This is a genomic window from Aureisphaera galaxeae, assembly GCF_028561275.1.
Taxonomy (GTDB): domain Bacteria; phylum Bacteroidota; class Bacteroidia; order Flavobacteriales; family Flavobacteriaceae; genus Aureisphaera; species Aureisphaera galaxeae.
The window spans coordinates 280,763-298,806 of the sequence record NZ_JAQQTF010000019.1 but is presented as its reverse complement, the minus strand read 5'-3'; the positions used below and the strand labels follow the sequence as shown (position 1 = coordinate 298,806).

At 42.9% G+C, this 18,044-nt stretch carries 15 protein-coding genes; 9 read left to right on the top strand and 6 right to left on the bottom strand.

Going from position 1 to position 18,044, the window contains the following annotated elements:
• Positions 1-20: 20 nt before the first annotated feature.
• The 6 genes from POV27_RS19935 (at position 21) to POV27_RS19910 (ending at position 8,938) form a co-directional block, all read left to right on the top strand.
• On the top strand, positions 21-2,534 hold the full coding sequence (locus POV27_RS19935) for a M14 family metallopeptidase (RefSeq protein WP_272864637.1): 2,514 nt from the start codon (positions 21-23) through the stop codon (positions 2,532-2,534).
• A gap of 124 nt (positions 2,535-2,658) precedes the next feature.
• Positions 2,659-3,096, top strand: coding sequence for a hypothetical protein (locus tag POV27_RS19930; protein WP_272864560.1), 438 nt, complete (start codon positions 2,659-2,661; stop codon positions 3,094-3,096).
• A complete protein-coding gene (locus POV27_RS19925) occupies positions 3,097-4,089 on the top strand; it encodes a hypothetical protein (protein ID WP_272864559.1) in 993 nt (330 codons plus the stop codon).
• 105 nt (positions 4,090-4,194) lie between these two features.
• On the top strand, positions 4,195-6,072 hold the full coding sequence (locus POV27_RS19920; RefSeq protein ID WP_272864558.1) for a CBS domain-containing protein: 1,878 nt from the start codon (positions 4,195-4,197) through the stop codon (positions 6,070-6,072).
• Positions 6,056-7,261 (top strand): succinylglutamate desuccinylase/aspartoacylase family protein, encoded by a 1,206-nt coding sequence (locus POV27_RS19915; protein ID WP_272864557.1) that lies wholly within the window; start codon positions 6,056-6,058, stop codon positions 7,259-7,261. Before POV27_RS19920 ends, POV27_RS19915 begins: the two co-directional genes overlap by 17 nt.
• A 60-nt stretch (positions 7,262-7,321) precedes the next feature.
• A complete protein-coding gene (locus POV27_RS19910; protein WP_272864556.1) occupies positions 7,322-8,938 on the top strand; it encodes a SulP family inorganic anion transporter in 1,617 nt (538 codons plus the stop codon).
• 51 nt (positions 8,939-8,989) lie between these two features.
• On the opposite strand, the gene POV27_RS19905 is transcribed toward POV27_RS19910, so the two are convergent.
• Positions 8,990-10,219: a choice-of-anchor B family protein gene (locus tag POV27_RS19905; protein WP_272864555.1), complete on the bottom strand. Its 1,230-nt coding sequence runs from the start codon at positions 10,217-10,219 to the stop codon at positions 8,990-8,992.
• A 187-nt stretch (positions 10,220-10,406) separates the two neighbouring features.
• Here POV27_RS19905 and POV27_RS19900 point away from each other — a divergent pair, with 187 nt between their 5' ends.
• Positions 10,407-10,961 (top strand): thioredoxin family protein, encoded by a 555-nt coding sequence (locus POV27_RS19900; RefSeq protein WP_272864554.1) that lies wholly within the window; start codon positions 10,407-10,409, stop codon positions 10,959-10,961.
• An 88-nt stretch (positions 10,962-11,049) separates the two neighbouring features.
• The gene (locus tag POV27_RS19895) at positions 11,050-12,030 is read left to right on the top strand and encodes a DUF1028 domain-containing protein (protein ID WP_272864553.1); all 981 of its coding nucleotides are present in this window, start codon (positions 11,050-11,052) and stop codon (positions 12,028-12,030) included.
• Between the two features lie 10 nt (positions 12,031-12,040).
• Here POV27_RS19895 and POV27_RS19890 read toward each other — a convergent pair whose 3' ends face one another.
• Together POV27_RS19890 and POV27_RS19885 are read right to left on the bottom strand one after the other, a co-directional pair.
• Positions 12,041-12,577, bottom strand: coding sequence for a YfiT family bacillithiol transferase (locus POV27_RS19890; RefSeq protein ID WP_272864552.1), 537 nt, complete (start codon positions 12,575-12,577; stop codon positions 12,041-12,043).
• 143 nt (positions 12,578-12,720) lie between these two features.
• Positions 12,721-13,653: a peptidylprolyl isomerase gene (locus tag POV27_RS19885; RefSeq protein WP_272864551.1), complete on the bottom strand. Its 933-nt coding sequence runs from the start codon at positions 13,651-13,653 to the stop codon at positions 12,721-12,723.
• A 97-nt stretch (positions 13,654-13,750) separates the two neighbouring features.
• On the opposite strand from POV27_RS19885, the gene POV27_RS19880 reads away from it, so the two are divergent.
• Complete coding sequence (locus POV27_RS19880; RefSeq protein WP_272864550.1) at positions 13,751-14,080, top strand: hypothetical protein; 330 nt, start codon at positions 13,751-13,753, stop codon at positions 14,078-14,080.
• A gap of 10 nt (positions 14,081-14,090) precedes the next feature.
• Here POV27_RS19880 and POV27_RS19875 read toward each other — a convergent pair whose 3' ends face one another.
• From POV27_RS19875 to POV27_RS19865, 3 genes are read right to left on the bottom strand one after another with little or no spacing between them, the layout of a single operon-like run.
• Positions 14,091-16,043, bottom strand: coding sequence for a thiamine pyrophosphate-binding protein (locus POV27_RS19875; protein ID WP_272864549.1), 1,953 nt, complete (start codon positions 16,041-16,043; stop codon positions 14,091-14,093).
• Positions 16,044-16,055: 12 nt separating this feature from the next.
• Positions 16,056-17,324, bottom strand: coding sequence for a cation:proton antiporter (locus tag POV27_RS19870; RefSeq protein WP_272864548.1), 1,269 nt, complete (start codon positions 17,322-17,324; stop codon positions 16,056-16,058).
• Positions 17,296-18,042 carry a hypothetical protein gene (locus POV27_RS19865; RefSeq protein ID WP_272864547.1) on the bottom strand — a complete coding sequence of 249 codons (747 nt, stop codon included), beginning with the start codon at positions 18,040-18,042 and terminating at the stop codon, positions 17,296-17,298. Before POV27_RS19865 ends, POV27_RS19870 begins: the two co-directional genes overlap by 29 nt.
• Positions 18,043-18,044 lie beyond the last annotated feature (2 nt).

Below are 18,044 nucleotides of genomic sequence, written 5' to 3'. Positions count from 1 at the left end.
AATCCTTACATTTTCCTATGATGAAACAAGCCTATCTATTATTGTTCTTGGTGACCTCTGTAATTTTCGCCCAAGACTATCAAGTTAACCTTGATTATTATCTACCAAACGACGTATTGTACAACCCGAGCATCCCTACACCCAAGTCGGTTATTGGGCATGAAGTGGGCGATTGGCATATTACCCACGATAAGCTCTCCCAATACATGGTAGCATTGGCAGAAGCCAGTGATCGTATCAACATCGAAAATCGGGGAACCACCTTCGAGGGGCGACCTTTATGGCTGCTTACTATTTCGTCCCCTTCCAATTTGGCAAATTTGGATCGTATTAGACAAGAACATGTAAGCTTAACGGAAGGCAACTCAGCAGGGCTTAATACGGCCACAATGCCAGTGGTAGTCTATCAAGGCTTCTCCATTCACGGTAACGAATCCAGCGGATCCAATGCTGCCTTGGCTGCCGCCTATTATTTGGCCGCCGCCCAAGGGTCTAAAATTGACGAATTACTCAACAATACCATTATCCTTTTGGATCCTTCTATGAATCCTGACGGATTGCAGCGATTTGCCTATTGGGCCAATATTCATAAAAGCAAGAATGTTAATCCAGACCCCAATGATCGGGAATACGACGAGGTTTGGCCGGGTGGGCGTACCAATCATTATTGGTTCGACATGAACCGGGATTGGCTTCCTGTGCAGTTGCCCGAAAGTCGTGCACGAATTGCCAGTTTCCATCAGTGGTATCCCAACATTCTAACAGATCATCATGAAATGGGAACCAATGCTACATTCTTTTTTCAACCAGGGATTCCGTCACGAACCCATCCCCTAACGCCTCAGCGCAATCAGGATCTAACTGGGATGATTGCACAATTTCATGCGAATGCATTCAATAAATTAGGGAGCTTCTATTATACCGAAGAAAGTTTCGACGATTTCTACTACGGTAAAGGATCTACCTTCCCGGACATCAATGGCGCTATTGGGATATTGTTCGAACAGGCTTCATCCCGTGGACATGCTCAAGAAAGCGATAATGGCATACTTACGTTCCCATTTACCATTCGGAATCAGTTTACAGCCGCCCTGTCCACTTTGGAAGCTGCCGTTAACATGCGGGAAGAATTGCTCAATTACCAAAGAACCTTTTATGCCAACGCGCGAAGGGAAGCCTCTCAAGGCGGAGCTATTGTGTTTGGGGATGAAAAGGATGCTGCCAAAACCTATCATTTGGCAGAAATATTGAATCGACATAAGATTCAATTCCATGAATTGAAAAGTGATTTCACTTCCAATGGAAAAAACTATAAAAAGGGACATGCCTATATCGTTCCGAAAAACCAGAAACAACATCGTTTGATAAATGCCATGTTCGAAAAACGAACTTCCTTCCAAGACAGTCTCTTTTATGATGTGAGTGCTTGGACCTTCCCATTGGCATTTAACCTGGACTATGAAGAAGTAGCTATTTCGCGAGCTGGGGATGCGGTTACAAATCTAGCCATGCCCAAAGCTCCGGCGGTAAGCACTTCTCAATATGCCTATCTCATGGAATGGCATGAGTACTATAGTCCTAAGGCTTTGAACAAAATTCTAGGGAAAGGGCTTCGCGCTAAGGTAGGAATGAAGCAATTCAACTTAAATGGAAAGGACTACGACTATGGAACGATTTTAATTCCCGTACAAAATCAGGAATTGAATGCTTCCGAATTGGGGACCTTCCTAAATAGCGTTGCTTCAGAAACAGGAGTAACCGTCACTGCAGTTAATACGGGTTTAACCGAGGGAATCGACTTAGGAAGTAGCCAATTTAGGGCTTTGGAACAACCAAAAGTTGCCCTAGTGGTGGGCGAAGGAATTAATCCTTATGACGCGGGTGAAATTTGGCATTTGTTCGATACGCGCTATGGCATGCACATCACCAAACTCGACACCCAGAGTTTTGGAAGTACCGATTTAAGCCGATATACCGATATTATTTTACCCAATAGTTGGGGAAGTGCTTTGGATAAAGAAGATGCCGAAAAACTCAAGACTTGGGTACAAAAAGGAGGTACACTTATCGGTTATAAAAACGCCGGAAGATGGTTTAACAGCAATGAGCTGCTAAAAATGAAGTTCAAAAGTGTAAAGGATACCGCAAAGAACATTTCTTTTGAAAATCGCGGAAATTATTTTGGTGCCAAGGTCATAGGAGGTGCTATTTTCGAAACTAAATTGGATCGTTCCCATCCTGTAGCCTTTGGTTATAAAAATGATCGCCTTCCTATTTTTAGGAACAGCACCATTTTCTTGGAAGCCGAAGCTCAGAGTTATGACAACCCTGTTTTGTATACTGCCACTCCCCTTTTAAGTGGATATATTTCGAAAGGAAACTTGGAGGAATTAGCAAATACCTCCGCCTTTAAAACAGGGCGTAAAGGAAGGGGAAAAGTCATTTATTTTACCGATAACACTAACTTCCGAGCGTTTTGGTATGGCACCAACAAATTGTTGATGAATGCGATATTTTTTGGGGACGAAATGTAATACACTGTAGATGAGTCTAAAAAGCTGGATTCCCAGAGATACTCTTGAGGTAGAATTACCAATAACTCGCGATGATTTCGTTGAAGGTTTTCACCGTAATGTTCTTATAGGCGAAATCAGCACAATGTCGGATTTTTTTGAACCCTTTACTTCTACGCAAAAAGAACTGAAGGGGAAATTATGGGGCAATGAATTCAAAATAAAACGACTTAGACGTATGTTTTCTCCCAATCAAGGACTTGCTGTTGCCCATGGCAAATTCAAAGAAACCATGAACGGTATTTCAGTCTCAATGGAACTTACAGCATTCAGGGGTGTTATCAGATTCTCGCACTATATGCTTTTCGTCTTCTATGCTTTGGGCATCATTGCCATGATCATCCTTTCGGCAGCCGATGACACCCTTAGGCCTGCCCTCATTGCGTTACCCTTTATCGTCTTTCACGCGGTTATCTTCTTGGTTCTTTTCCGATTTATGATGCGTCGTTCGGTTAAAAAACTGAAATATGAGCTAGAGCGTGAGTTGCACTATTTTACGAAAACCAATAATTCGACTATATAAATGAGAAGCTTTGTAGCGATTATTCTTTTTTTCATCATCATTCCTTTACATGCCCAATCGAATTCCATTCAAGAGTTGGGAGAAGCGTTAAGCAAGGCGTTTATGTCCAGGGACAGTCTGAAACTGTATTCCTTGGTTCTACCTGCGGAAGGTTTTATGGAGGTTGCCGAGGCCTATAAGGAAACCCTTCCAGAAGAAGCTCAAAAACAAAGCACAGCAGATATAGAAAGTGTTAAAGCTCGATATAAAGAGGCCATTCCGCTCATGTACGCGATCCCCTATTTCAACCAAGTTAACAAACTGGATATATTCGATCTTCGATTGGAAAACCTGAAGTTTGAGAAAGTTGCTGTTCCAGAATCCAAGGAATTACCCAAAGTGGTTGGTGTTCATGCCGCTATACCTCACGATAAATTTAAGCACTTTACCTTCTATGCATATCCCTTCGAAGAAAAGTGGTATCTCTTTAGCGAAATGATTAGCATTTCTGAAGAAAATGCTTTTGCAAAACGCAAAATTATGCAAGCCATCGAGTTCTCGGAAGACGAATTAGGCTACCTTGAAGTGAAGGGAAGTATTCCCATTAAAAACACTTCGGCAAGCAAAAGTGAAATACTCGATTGCACCAACACCATTCCAGCGTCCATCGGGATCGAGGTACGGGAGGACTCAAGTGCAACCGGAGGGGAAACCTTCGCTCAAGGCGCTTGGGAGTACTGGTATACCTATAATGGTGAATCCACTGGTAATATCCAGTATCAAATAAAATACACGATGCATGAGGACAGCATTGATTATGCATACACCCATTTCGATCATCAACAAGGCGATTCCAGCTATGCTTCTGTAGGGCAATTACCGCTAAAACCTACGGATAAGGTTTTGGAGGTGTTCGATGAAAACTTATACCAAAAGATATTGGATGACATTCTTCTCAATATGCGTATTAGAATTAATATTTTCAGAAAAACCATAGACCGCTGTTTAAAATAGACTTCCCGTTTAGATTCGAACGTACCATCCGAAAACTGCTTTTTGTCATATTTTGGGTTTCGTAATACCCATATCTTTTTCCCATAGTAAGCATGATGCACTATTATGGGAGAACAAAAAGTAAAGACAGGCCTTCACGATAAAGGCCGCGCGGAATTTATTAAACATCTTCTAAGCGATATTGATGCGCTGGAACTGATGTTGGAAAAGGGACTGATTGAAGATGATATTGTCCGTATTGGTTCCGAACAAGAATTCTGTTTGGTTACCAGACATTGGCGACCTTCCAATAAGGCGGAGGAAATATTAAGTGCCATTAACGATCCTCACTTCACAACCGAACTGGCCCTTTTTAACTTGGAAATCAACCTAGATCCTATAGAACTGAAAGGGGATTGTTTTGAAAAGGTTGAAAGTCAATTAAAAAACCTGCTCCAAAAGGCCGCCGAAGCGGCAAAGGAATACGATGCAAAGGTGTTACTTACGGGGATTCTACCTACCATAAGTAAGAAGGAATTGGAGTTCCACTATATGACCCCACATCAGCGTTATTGGGCACTGAACGATATGCTGAAAGAGCTGCGAGGGGATGATTTTACGCTCCATATTAAGGGAGTGGACGATCTTACCTTAATTCACGACTCTGTGTTGTTTGAAGCTTGCAACACAAGTTTTCAGATGCACTTGCAGGTGCCTCCCCATGATTTCATTTCAAGCTTTAATTGGGCGCAGGCCATCTCAGGACCCATTTTGGGGATTAGTACCAACTCCCCATTATTATTGGGCAGAGAGCTATGGCATGAGACCCGTGTGGCTCTGTTTCAGCAAAGTATAGACACGAGGCATTCCTCCTATGCCCTGAAAAACCAACAAGCCCGTGTTTCATTCGGAACGGATTGGGAAAAGGGCTCCATTGCGGAAATCTTTAAAAACGATGTGGCACAACACGAGGTAATACTTTCCCGTGAAATTGAAACCAATTCTTTGGAAATGATCAAAAATGGTCATATCCCGAAGCTTCATGCACTAAACATTCACAATGGAACCATTTATAAATGGAACAGACCCTGTTATGGTGTAGGTGGTGGTAAACCGCATATCCGGATAGAAAATAGGCACATCCCTTCGGGCCCTACGACTTTGGACGAGATGGCGACGTTTGCTTTTTGGGTAGGACTAATGATGGGACGTCCCAAAAAGTTTGATGATATGCCTTCGGTTATGGATTTTAGGGAGGCTAAGGCAAATTTTATAAAAGCTGCTAGAACCGGAAAGTATTCGGTATTAAGTTGGATGGGAAGGCCCATTTCGGTGAAAGACCTTATTCTTATTGAACTTTTGCCCATCGCCTACCAAGGTTTGGAAAAGATGGGGATTGATAAGGGTAGTATTCAAAAATACCTGAGAATTATTGAGAATCGGGCGCGAGGAATAACAGGCTCACAATGGATCATTACCAACTACCGTAAACTCAATCAAATAATGAAGAAAGACGATGCCCTTAGAATGTTGACCAAAGCTTTGTACCAGAATCAAGAAAGTGGAAAGCCCGTCAATGATTGGCCTAGCGTACCTATAGAAAACGATTTGGCCAAATCTTCCCATCTGGTAGGGCACATCATGTCTACCCAATTATTCACGGTGCAAGAGAACGATCTGGCCAATCTTGCAGTCCGTATCATGCAATGGAAAAACATACATCATGTCCCCGTAAAAAATCAGGACAATGAAATTTCGGGCATACTCACTTGGACCCATATGAAAAGACACGAGGCCGAACCCGCCGAAAACTCCCTAAAAACCGTGGAAGAAATCATGGAAAAAAATGTGACAACCGTTGTCCCGGAAACTCCAATTTCTGAAGCCATTGGAATCATGAAACAAAATGAATTTGGTTGCCTTCCCGTAGTACGCGAAAAAGAATTGGTGGGTATCATAACCATAAAGGATGTAATTCAATTTGACCATGGTGCAACTGTATAGTAAACCGCTGGACCGTTCTATAGAAGTACAGCGCGTTATTGGCAAGGTAAAGGGATCGCTTCCTGGTCCTACCATTGTATTTCTTGGAGGAATCCATGGCAATGAACCGGCCGGTGTCTTTGCGCTGCATCAGCTTATGGATGAATTGAAATCAAAACAGATTTCAGTGCGAGGAAGTATTTATGCCATAGCTGGAAATCTTGGAGCCCTTCGAAATGGAAAAAGATTTGAAAAAGAGGACCTAAATCGTTTATGGTCTTTCGATCAAGTGAAGCAATTTTTGAATTCCAATGGCACTCCATTGAATATGGACAGGGAGGAACAAGTGGATCTATATCGGTGTTTCGAGACTATATTGGAATCTGAAACAGGTCCCTATTATTTTTTCGATTTACATACCACGTCCAGCGAGACACTTCCTTTTATTACGGTAAACGACAATCTGCTGAATCGAAAATTCACTTCTCAATACCCCGTTCCCATTATTTTGGGTATAGAAGAATATCTGGAAGGGCCCATTCTTAGCTATGTGAACGAATTGGGTTATGTGGCGTTTGGGTTTGAAGGGGGGCAACATGACAACAAAGCTTCGGTAGAAAATCACCTTGCATTTTCGTATTTAAGTTTGGTATTTACCCAATCGGTTTCAAGAGAAGATATCGACTATCATCATTATCTGCAGGTATTGGCCAAAAACACTCCTTTTAGTCCTTCTTTTTACGAGATTTTCGATCATTTCGGCCTACCGCGGGGACATGACTTTACAATGAATCCTGGCTATGTGAATTTTCAGAAGATTAGGAAAGGGCAAGAATTGGCCAACTACCAGGGTGAAAAAGTACATGCGCCTCAAAGTGGGCATATATTTATGCCTTTATACCAAAGTCAGGGTACTGACGGTTTTTTTATTATTCGTACGATTCCAAAGGTATTCCTTCGTCTTTCGGCCTTTCTTCGCAAAATGGGTTTCGACAGGTATTTAACCCTTTTGCCTGGGGTACGTTGGAAATCGGAACGGAAAGATTCGCTCATTGTAAACCTTAAGTTAGCACGTTTTTTCACAAAGGACTTCTTTCATTTATTGGGGTATAGAAGCAAAAAAGTGGACAGAAACCATCTTATTATGAAGAATCGTGAGGTGGCTTCGAGAAGGGGTGATTATGAAAATTCCGAATGGTATAAGAAATAACCTTGTCCTCATCTAAAATCCCTTCCAAAAAACTATCTTTGCGCCCTTTAATTTGGCGCTATGTTACAAAAGACCATCAAGAACTTTACCCAGAACCCAAAGAATGACATCTTATCCGGGCTTACTGTTGCCCTAGCCCTTGTACCTGAAGCTGTTGCCTTTGCCTTTGTTGCAGGGATCGATCCGCTTGTAGGACTCTACGGAGCTTTTATGATGGGGATTATTACCGCCCTATTTGGAGGACGCCCAGGAATGATTAGCGGTGCCACAGGAGCCATGGCGGTAGTGATGGTTCACTTAATCAAAAAAGGAAATGAAGTAGGAATGGAACTGGCCCAACCCGTTGAAAATTTAGGGCTACAGTGGTTATTCATAACGCTGCTCATTGTGGGTGGAATTCAGATTCTGGCTGGGGTACTACGCCTGGGAAAATTTGTGAGACTCATTCCTCACCCTGTAATGATGGGATTTGTAAACGGGCTGGCCATTGTGATCTTTCTCTCCCAGCTCGGGTTATTCAAAGAAAAAGTAAACGGTGAAATGCAATGGATGCAAGGTGCTTCCCTTTGGCTCATGCTAGGCCTCGTGGGACTTACCATGGCAATCATGTTTCTATTGCCCAAGTTGACTAAGAAAGTTCCAGCTGCCTTAACAGCTATTGTAGTTGTGGCTGCGATTGCCATCTTCGGAAAAATTGATGTAAGCACAGTAGGTTCCTTTATTCGCGACGGTGGAGGTCAAGGCTTACAAGGAGGGCTTCCTACATTTCAGGATCAGATCTTTACCTTATTCCATACCATGAGCGGACATATCTGGGAAGTGCTATCCTATGCGGGAATATTAGCCGCCATTGGACTTATTGAGTCCTTGATGACACTTAACCTCATCGATGAAATGACAGAAACCCGTGGAAGTGGAAATCGTGAATGTGTAGCCCAAGGAGGGGCGAACATCATCAATGGACTTTTTGGAGGTATGGGAGGTTGTGCCATGATCGGGCAATCGATCATTAATATCAATTCTGGGGGACGTGGACGTCTTTCAGGAACCATTGCGGCTATAGGTCTACTTTGTTTTGTGCTGTTTGGAGCACCCCTTATCGAGCAGATTCCTATCGCTGCCTTAGTGGGTGTGATGTTTATGGTAGTGATTGGAACCTTTGCTTGGAGTAGTTTCCGGATTCTTCATAAAATCCCGAAAAGCGATGCCTTTGTTCTAATTGCTGTTTCGGCCATTACCGTTTGGCAGGACTTAGCAATTGCGGTAATTGCTGGGGTAATTATGAGTGCATTGACTTTTGCCTGGAAGAATGCCACTAGAATTCGTGCGCGTAAGCGCCTAAAAGAAGACGGAACCAAGGTATATGAAATTTGGGGACCTTTGTTTTTTGGATCTACCCAGACGTTTAATAGCAAGTTCGATGTAAAGAACGATCCAGATAACGTAGAGATCGATTTTATAGAATCTAAAGTAAGTGATCATTCGGGTGTGGAAGCGCTTCGAAATATTGCCAACAAATACATAGCGGAGGGTAAGAAAGTAACCCTTACCCATTTAAGCCCGGATTGTAAACATCTATTGCTTAAATGGAATCCGGAGTTTGAAACCATCATACAGAATAACGTGGACGACCCACGGTATTATGTGGTGACGGATGTTATGGACAGTGAAGTATAATAAAAAAAGCCTTTCGGAAACGAAAGGCTTTTCTTTTGCATGAAGTTGCTATTACTTCACTAATAATTTTTGTGCTTTATGATCATTAACTTTCACAAAGTAAACTCCAGTCTTTAGCGCAGCGATATTCAAACGGTAGTCCTGTACCGAAGTCATATTTACATCCATAACTTGCTTTCCTAGCATTGAGAAAACTTTTACATTTTCTATAGGCTCACCTTCACTGGAAAGGTTAACTGCACCTTGAGCGGGATTTGGATAGATAGAAAATGGACTGTTTTTTAGGTCTTCAACGCTGGCTACATCTCCAAATCCAAATACATATACCCCACTACCATCGTTGATATAGATATTTCCAGTTTCTGGAGATGGATATACTCCAAAGGCTCCAGAGAAGCCTTCCCCTGAAGATGAACTGGTATCATACGCATCTGCCAAGTTTAGTACAGAAGGATCTGAAATATCGAATACCTTAAATCCAGCAGAATAGTATGAAGTATAGGCGAAATCATCGATTACGTATAGATTGTGTGGAGTTGCCGTAGCATCGGCTACATCACTTACACGAACCGGATTGGTTGGAGTCGAAATATCCCAAACAGAAATGTCGGCTTGCGGATGGTTTCCTAGCTCATCACAGATGTACACATAGTTTCCATCGGTAGAAATATCCCCTTGGTGGTGATAGGTGATGGTAGAATCATCGATCGCCGTAATCAAGGTAGGACTTGCTGGATCGGTTACATCATAAATAAAAGTTCCAGCGAATCCGTGACAGTCGATCATGATATTTCCACGTACCGTAACATCATGCCCTTCGCTACCTACTTGTGTTAAGAAGGTAGGATTGGTAGGATCTGGATTTAGGTCGTAGATTCTTACTCCCGGCGAAGAGTTATACATGTATCCTCTTTCGTCGATATGAATGTTATGAGGAGATGGGAAGCCTCCTACTTGTACAGGATTGGCAGGATCTGTTAAATCTACCACCGCAGCAGTACCTCCTCCCGAAGTACCACAATACGCATAGTTTTGCCATACTTTAACATCGAAACCAGGAACACTGGTTAAATGTGCTATTTGAGTAGGGTTGGTAGGATCGGTTACATCTACTACAGACATCCCGTTACCCCCAACAATGGCATATACATTTCCAGTGGCATCATCTATGTATTCCCAGACATCGGTACCCGAGTTACCGGAGGTCAAAACCCCTTTCAACTCAATCTGCCCAAAGCAGAATAATGGGGTCAATAATAAAAGAAAAGTAATCTTTTTCATTTGTTAGTTTTTTTGATTTATTAGGTATAATAGCATCAAATATAACTAATTAGGGTACTTAATTGTCTTAATTAAGAAAATTATGAGATTCTTAAGGGTCGTACTTCTTAAAAAATGTAACCAAAATATACCATTTGCGACCTATGTTGTACATTCGTGAAGATCAATTTTTTAATTTCGAATTACTATGGCAAGAACTGAATCCAATATGCTTCCATTGGGAACGCAAGCGCCCGACTTTTCCTTGGTAGACTCCGTGAGTGGAGATACTTTTACCTTCCATGACATTGCCGGTAAAAAAGGAACCGTTGTGATGTTTATTTGCAACCACTGCCCTTTTGTAATTCATGTGAATGAAGAAATCGTTCGCGTAGCCAACGACTATCGTGTAACTGGATTTGGATTCGTAGCCATTAGCAGTAATGATGTGGAAAAATACCCGCAGGACGCTCCCGATAAAATGTGGGAAGTAGCAAGGGATAACAGCTATCCTTTCCCATATCTATACGATGAAACACAAGAAGTCGCCAAAGCCTATGACGCTGCTTGCACTCCAGATTTTTATCTATTCGACGCTGAACATAAACTGGTCTATCGCGGTCAATTGGACAACTCCCGACCGGGAAATAGTATCCCTGTGAACGGTAGGGATCTTAGAGAGGCTATTGACAACATTCTTAACAATAGTCCGCAACGAAAAGACCAAAAGCCTAGTATTGGCTGCAATATTAAGTGGAAGTAATAGGTTCTCTTTCTTATCTCACTAAATACTCATTACGGTAGTTTCCACCCCTGGTATTTTGTATCTTTATAAGACCAAAAACCATGAGATGAAAAAGCCATACTTACTTTTAGCATTACTGTTTTCAGTTGCGCTAGCAACCGCTCAACACACCTTTTCTATCGTAGCCGTGGATCCCGATACGGGTGAAATTGGAAGTGCAGGCGCCACCTGTTTGGCTTTCGAAGATGGAGCTTTAGCCATTAGCGACATTGTTTTAGGCGTTGGTGCCATTCACACCCAGTCTTTTTGGAGCCCTGTAAACCAAGCGAATGCCCGTGCCCGTATGGAAGCTGGAGATTCCCCAGAGGAAATTATAGATTGGTTAATTGCCAATGACGTAAGTAACAATCCTACGACACGTCAATACAATATTGTGGACCTGAATTCGGGAAATCCTAGAAGCGCCGCCTACACGGGTGAAAATTGCTTTGAGGAATTTATCCATATCGCAGGTCCTAACTATGCGATTGCTGGTAATATTCTTATTTCTCAAGATGTCGTTAACGATATGGAAACAGCCTTTTTGAATACGGAAGGAACCCTGGCCGATAAGCTAATGGCTTCCCTGCAAGGTGCCAAAAGACCGGGAGCAGATGAGCGATGCCTTAGTGACGGAGTGAGTTCCTTGTCCGCTTTCCTTAGGGTAGCTGATCCATCGGATACGGATAGTAGCTATGGAAATCTGTCGTTGGATTTAAACGTTTGGGTTACCTCGACTGTTTTCGAACCTATAGATGCCTTACAGGATGCTTACGATGCGACACTAAGCAACGAATCTTTCGAAGCTGTGAGTATGACTGTGGTGCCGAATCCAGCACATGAACAAGTAGTTATTAGAACGCAGGATCGCATGATTACCGAATACAAAATCGTGGATATCGCAGGTAAAACAGTAGCGGAACGATCTGTTTCCTCACCCAAAAACCATTTATACCTGGATGTTTTGAATTACAACAGTGGTATCTATTTCATTTCCCTTTTCGAAAACGGAAAACCATTGGCCACCGAAAAATTAATTGTGCAATAAAAAAAGAAGATTACCCTACTGCTTCCTTTGATAAGGCATTCTTAATATGCGTGTAATGGTGCATACTATGCCAAGAATACATTAGAGCCAAAGTCCTTAGGTTCATGGTTGCTCCTGTTTCGGGATGCACAAAAGTACGCTCCCACTGATCGGTTGTTAACATTCGGAGTAGGTGTACTAATTTGTGGTGAATATTTTCCAAATGGTCTATGGACCAAGCTATAGGAGCAGTAGCATAATCGCCCAATGCCGCCCAAGCAGCCTCATTATAAGCCTTAATGGTTGGGTTATCCTCGGTAAGCGTCCATTTAAAACGAATGTAGCTATTGTGATGGCTATCGGCCAAATGGTGCACTACCTGACGAACCGTCCAACCTCCTTCTCGGTAGGGTGTATTCAATTCTTCTTTGGTAATCCCCTGAAGTAACTCTTTAAGATTTTCGGGAAAGATTTCCAAAATAGTAATGGCTTCATTCAATAGGGAATCCGATACGGTTTCTGGAGCCGCAAATCGGCCAATGGGATAACGTTGTTTTTCTAAATTCATAAGGCTTGAAAAGGTTTGCATAAAAATAAAAAACGTCCTCCGAGTGGAAGACGTTTTTTCTGTATTGATATAAACAGTTTATGAACTATTTTTAGTGTAGTACTTCGAGTCGTTTTTCGAAGAAAAACTGTATCGAGAAGTCCTTATTTTACATTCATTAGCTCTACATCGAAAACCAAAGTGGCATTGGGAGGAATAACTCCACCAGCTCCACGGCTTCCGTAGGCCAAATGGGAAGGGATCACAAAACGGGCTTTATCACCTACTTGCAATAACTGAATACCTTCGTCCCAGCCAGGAATCACATTTCCCATTCCTACAGGAAACTCGATCGGATTTCCGCGTTTGAAGGAGTTATCGAATTCCCTACCATCTGGGAACATTCCTTTATAGTGAACAGCAACGGTTTTTCCTTGTTCGGCTTTCGCACCATCTCCCTTTTGAATGATCTGATAGCGCAATCCACTCTCGGTTTTCTCGAAACCTTCAGAAATAGAAGTAAGTAATTCCTCTTGTGCTCTCTTAGCCGCAGCTTCTCGTTCGGCTTTTGCTCCATTAAATTGACGGAATGTTTCCACTGCATTCCACTTTTCAGCCTCTTCACCCACACGGATAATCTCTACTTTTTGCATAGAATCACCCTGAGCAACGCTATCTACCACGTCTTGTCCTTCAACCACATGTCCAAACACAGTGTGCTTGTTGTCCAACCAATCGGTAGGGACGTGGGTAATAAAAAACTGACTTCCGTTGGTGCCAGGCCCAGCATTTGCCATAGAAAGTACACCAGGACGATCGTGCTTCAATTCTGGGTGAAATTCATCATCAAAGTTATACCCTGGACCACCTGCTCCCGTTCCATTGGGGTCACCCCCTTGAATCATAAAATCTGGAATCACTCGGTGGAATTTCAATCCATCGTAGTAAGGTGTTCCTTGAGGTTGGGCACCATTCTCTAAATTCCCTTCGGCAAGACCTACAAAGTTCCCAACGGTTCCTGGGGTCTTGTCATGAGTTAGTTTAATAAGAATTTCTCCTTTTTCAGTGGTAATTTTAGCGTAAATACCGTCTTGCATTTTGTTTCAATTTAGTGAGCCGCAAAGGTACGTTTTTGAAAGTGAAGGCAGAAATGAAAATTAAAGTTAAATTGCAGCAATTAATCGACCTTTTATTATGCTTGGAATAATTCTCATCTATTTTATCGGTAAGTACTTCTACAACCTTGCCGAAGACCACAACAAAAGCAAGTGGGGATTTGCTATCGCTGGAGTACTCTCCTACTATGCAGGCACCTTCATCTTCGGAGTTTTGTTCGCTTTCTATATCGAGATATGGAGCAACTCCTCTATCTATGATTATAGCGATATAGGATTGGGCTTAATGGCAGTTCCTTTCGGATTGCTCACCTGTGCCGGTTTCTACTTCCTATTGAAACGCATGTGGAAAAAGGACAAAAAAGTAGACGAAGATCTTATCGACGATATTGGTAAGTCCGAATCCTAACGCAGGTTTCCTAGATAAGGTTAACATCACAAACAATATCCAGCAGCGCTGGTCCATCATGATCCCGTAATCGGATCATAGCGGCTTCCAAATCGGCAACATCTTCCACTCGGATTCCCAATGCGCCACAATTATTGGCGAAATCGGCAAAATTGGGATTGTGTAAGCTGGTTTGCCAAACATCTAGTTCAGCACCGCGTTGTTCTTTCGAGATTTTACCCAATTCTGAATTGTTCAAGAGCACGTGTTTGATGTTCATATTGTATTTCACCAAGGTCATCCATTCTCCTAAATATTGCCCCATGCCTCCATCTCCCGAAACAGACCAAATAGGTCGCTCCTTTCCTTGAGCTGCCCACGCTCCCATGGCAGCAGGTAAGGCAAATCCGATGGAGCCCAGATAACCAGACATAATAATGGATTGGTGTTTGGGTTCGAAATAGCGCCCAAAGGAATAGGTATTGTTCCCTACATCGACAGCAATGACAGCGTTTTCTGGGGTTACCCGATTCATAACGTCGAACACAGCGATGGAACTAATTCCATCCTCCCCTTGATCTTTAAGTCGACTTTCCTTTTCTGCCTTCCAAATGCTCCAACGATTTGCAATTTCGTCCCTTTGATCAATGGTGTCCAACTTCCCATTCGTGGCAGCTTCAATTCTATGTAATGTTTCTGAAATCTCACCCCAAAGTGCGGCATCTACTTTATGGAACTTACTCAATGCCATAGGGTCGAAATCCACTTGTATAATGGGTTTCTTGGGAGTGATTCCAGTGTGATTGGAGAAGGAAGCTCCGAAGACGATTAATAAATCACTTTCGTTCATAAACCAGGAAGCAATTGGGGTTCCACTCCTACCCAGTACTCCACAGCCCAATTCGTGGGCATCGGGAATAAGGCCTTTTCCTTTGAATGTCGTAATGACCGGACAATTCATTTTTTGTGCAAACGAAATGATGGCTTCCATATGGAATCGCGCTCCGTGACCTACTATAATCGCTGGTCGCTTGGCTTTCAAAATCATTTGTATCGCTTTATCCAGCATTTGCTGAGGCGGTGCGATATTCATTGGGGTAATTCTATTTTCTGGAGTCTTTGGTTTTTCCCATGTACGCTTAGGAGTAAAAGCCACCTCATCGGGAAAGGTGATGTGGGAAACATCCCTTTTCACCAAGGCATGTTTTATAGCCAAAGACATCAATTCGCTATGACGGGAATGCTCCTGAACCGCATGATTGAAATCGGCCACTGTCTGAAAGGCTTTCACCAAGTCCACTTCCTGAAAAGCACCCGTTCCCAACACATGGGTATCTACCTGTCCAGAAAGTGCCAATAGGGGAACACGATCCACTTTGGCATCCCACATGCCCGTAAACATATTGGTGGCTCCGGGTCCTGCAATCCCAAAACAAACGGCTGGCTTTCCAGTAAGTTTAGCGTAGCCTGAAGCCGCAAAAGCAGCGGCTCCTTCATGTCTTATTCCGAAGTACTGAAGTTTTCCTTTTTCTTCTAGCCTGCGCATGGCATCGGCCACTCCTAAATTACTGTGGCCCACCATTCCGAAGACCGTATCCACACCCCAATTGACCATAGTTTCCATCATGACATCCGAAATGGTGTCTACGTGTGGCGCTTCTTCTTCCAAAGCAACGTATACAGCATCGCCTTCTTCTTTTACTTCGAAGGTCTTTACACCATCGTCATATCCTCCCGGAGGCAATCCTGTACAAGGATGAAAATCCCAACCATGCCACGGACAACGCAACATTCCATTTTCTATAGATCCCTCGCCCAGGGGGCCACCTTGATGAGGACATTTATTATCGAGCGCCGAAAATTTTCCTTCGAAATGCGTGAGGCAGATTCCTTGATGGGCGGCTGTAACGGTCTTGACCCTTCCCTCAGGAAGGTCTTTCTTATTACTGAGTACTTTGTACCAAACTTTCTTCTTTTCCCCCATATTAATTGATTTTTATTTCAACAGTTTTAGAATGAGTCTTTCTATGGTCAACCCTTGCACAATAATGGAAAAGACCACCACCACGTACGTTGTAAATAATAAAGCATCCCGTATCTCTCCTTCGGGCAAGCTCAAGGCCAAGGCTATGGAAATACCGCCACGCAATCCCGCCCAAGTAAGTATGTACATCTGCATTAGATCGGATCGATGCTCCTTTCTTAGGAAAACATTCGCCATCACCACCGAAATAAATCGGGAAACGAGCACTATTACAATGGCCAATAATCCGACAATAAGATAGTTAAGATTGAAGTCTAATGCAATGATTTCGACCCCTATGAGTACAAAGAGTACCGAATTGAGGATTTCATCGATCACTTTCCAGAATACATTCATATGTACTTGCAGTTCTTTGCAGGCCGATTCCTTTCGCAAGGTATTGCCAACCATGAGACCGGCCATCACCATGGCCAAAGCACCAGATACATGTAAAAGGGAGGATAGACTGTATCCGCCCATGACAATCGCCAAGGATACATGAACGGCTAGGATAGGCTGTTTCCTTAAGTTCTGAATAAGTCGACTTCCCACATACCCTAACAACGCTCCCATTGCCAAACCACCTCCAGCTTCTTGCAAAAATTCCAATCCTATATGGGACATACTAAACTCTTCCATCATAGTGGCGAGGGAGAAGATGGACAAGAATACCACAATTCCCACCCCATCATTAAAAAGGGATTCGCCCACTATTTTAATCTCAAGATCTTTGGGGGCCCCTGCCTTTTTGAGCAAAGCCAATACTGCCACGGGATCCGTAGGTGAAATTAAAGCTCCAAAGACCAAGCAATACAGGTAATTAATATTCAAGGAAAGCAAGGTAACGATCCCATAAAGGGCAGTTCCGATAAGAAGTGTAGATATTAAGACACCAAAGGATGCATAAATAATGACCGGACCGCGTTCCTTGAGCAGTGCCGTAAGATTTACATGAATGGCTCCAGCAAAGAGTAAAAACCCCAGTAAAAAATCGAAAACGATCTCCTTGAAGTCGATTTGCTCTACCAATTGGCAGGCATTCATAAAGGTTTCTTTATCCACAAAGGAATACAACCCAAATCCTCCGGCAGTGAGAATAGCCAATAGCATCACGCCAATCGTATCGGGTAACTTCAGCAGTTTTCTATTGATAATGCTGAAGACAGCCGCTAGGGAAATAATTGCTATAAAAAGCTGAAAGGTATCCATTCCATCAATTGGTATATCGAGAGATGGCTTCATTGAAAAAGGAAAGCATGTCTTCTTCCGACAGTCCTTGCACAGGAAGGGCAATTCCCTTCCATCCTTCAGAATAAACAGTTCCGGTTGACAAAGGTTCGAAAGAGGTGGTATCTACAAAATCATGGCCGTGATATCCACTTACGTAGAGATAAAAATCGTCTATCATACTATCGGGTACTGCCATTCCGAGCCCTATCCCCAAAGTTTCATTGGCCATGGCAAACCCTCCAGAATCGAAGTGATGTGGCCAAATGCGTACATCGGAGGTAAGTCCATTGGCGGCCAAGGTTCTGACCAAGGCGTGATTCACTCGGGTTCTATTCTGAACCAGTCCTTTCAATCGTTCCGGATTACCCATGGAATAGGTGTAATCGTCTGTGATAACCGGATACGGTAAATCGTAGTGAAGTGCATATTCATAGGCCTTCTGTAGGACTTGTTGTTTGCTTATTTCGGCAATCCACTCAATCACTTCATCATGCGTCTTCCCTTCTAGCCAAAGTGTATGAATTGAGCTATCGCCTTTCCTCCATTCCAAAGAGAAGGTTTCATAATTAAGTGCTAGCATATCTCCTTCAGCAGTTAAGGGATGAGTTACCAATCCGGGAAGGGAATCGATCCAGCCTAGATTGGTATGGCTGTCGTCTTCCTTCTTTTCCAAAAAGCTAATGGCCGCTGTAGCTAAGTACTGCGCTGCCCTGTGCATGATTTGTTCCATGG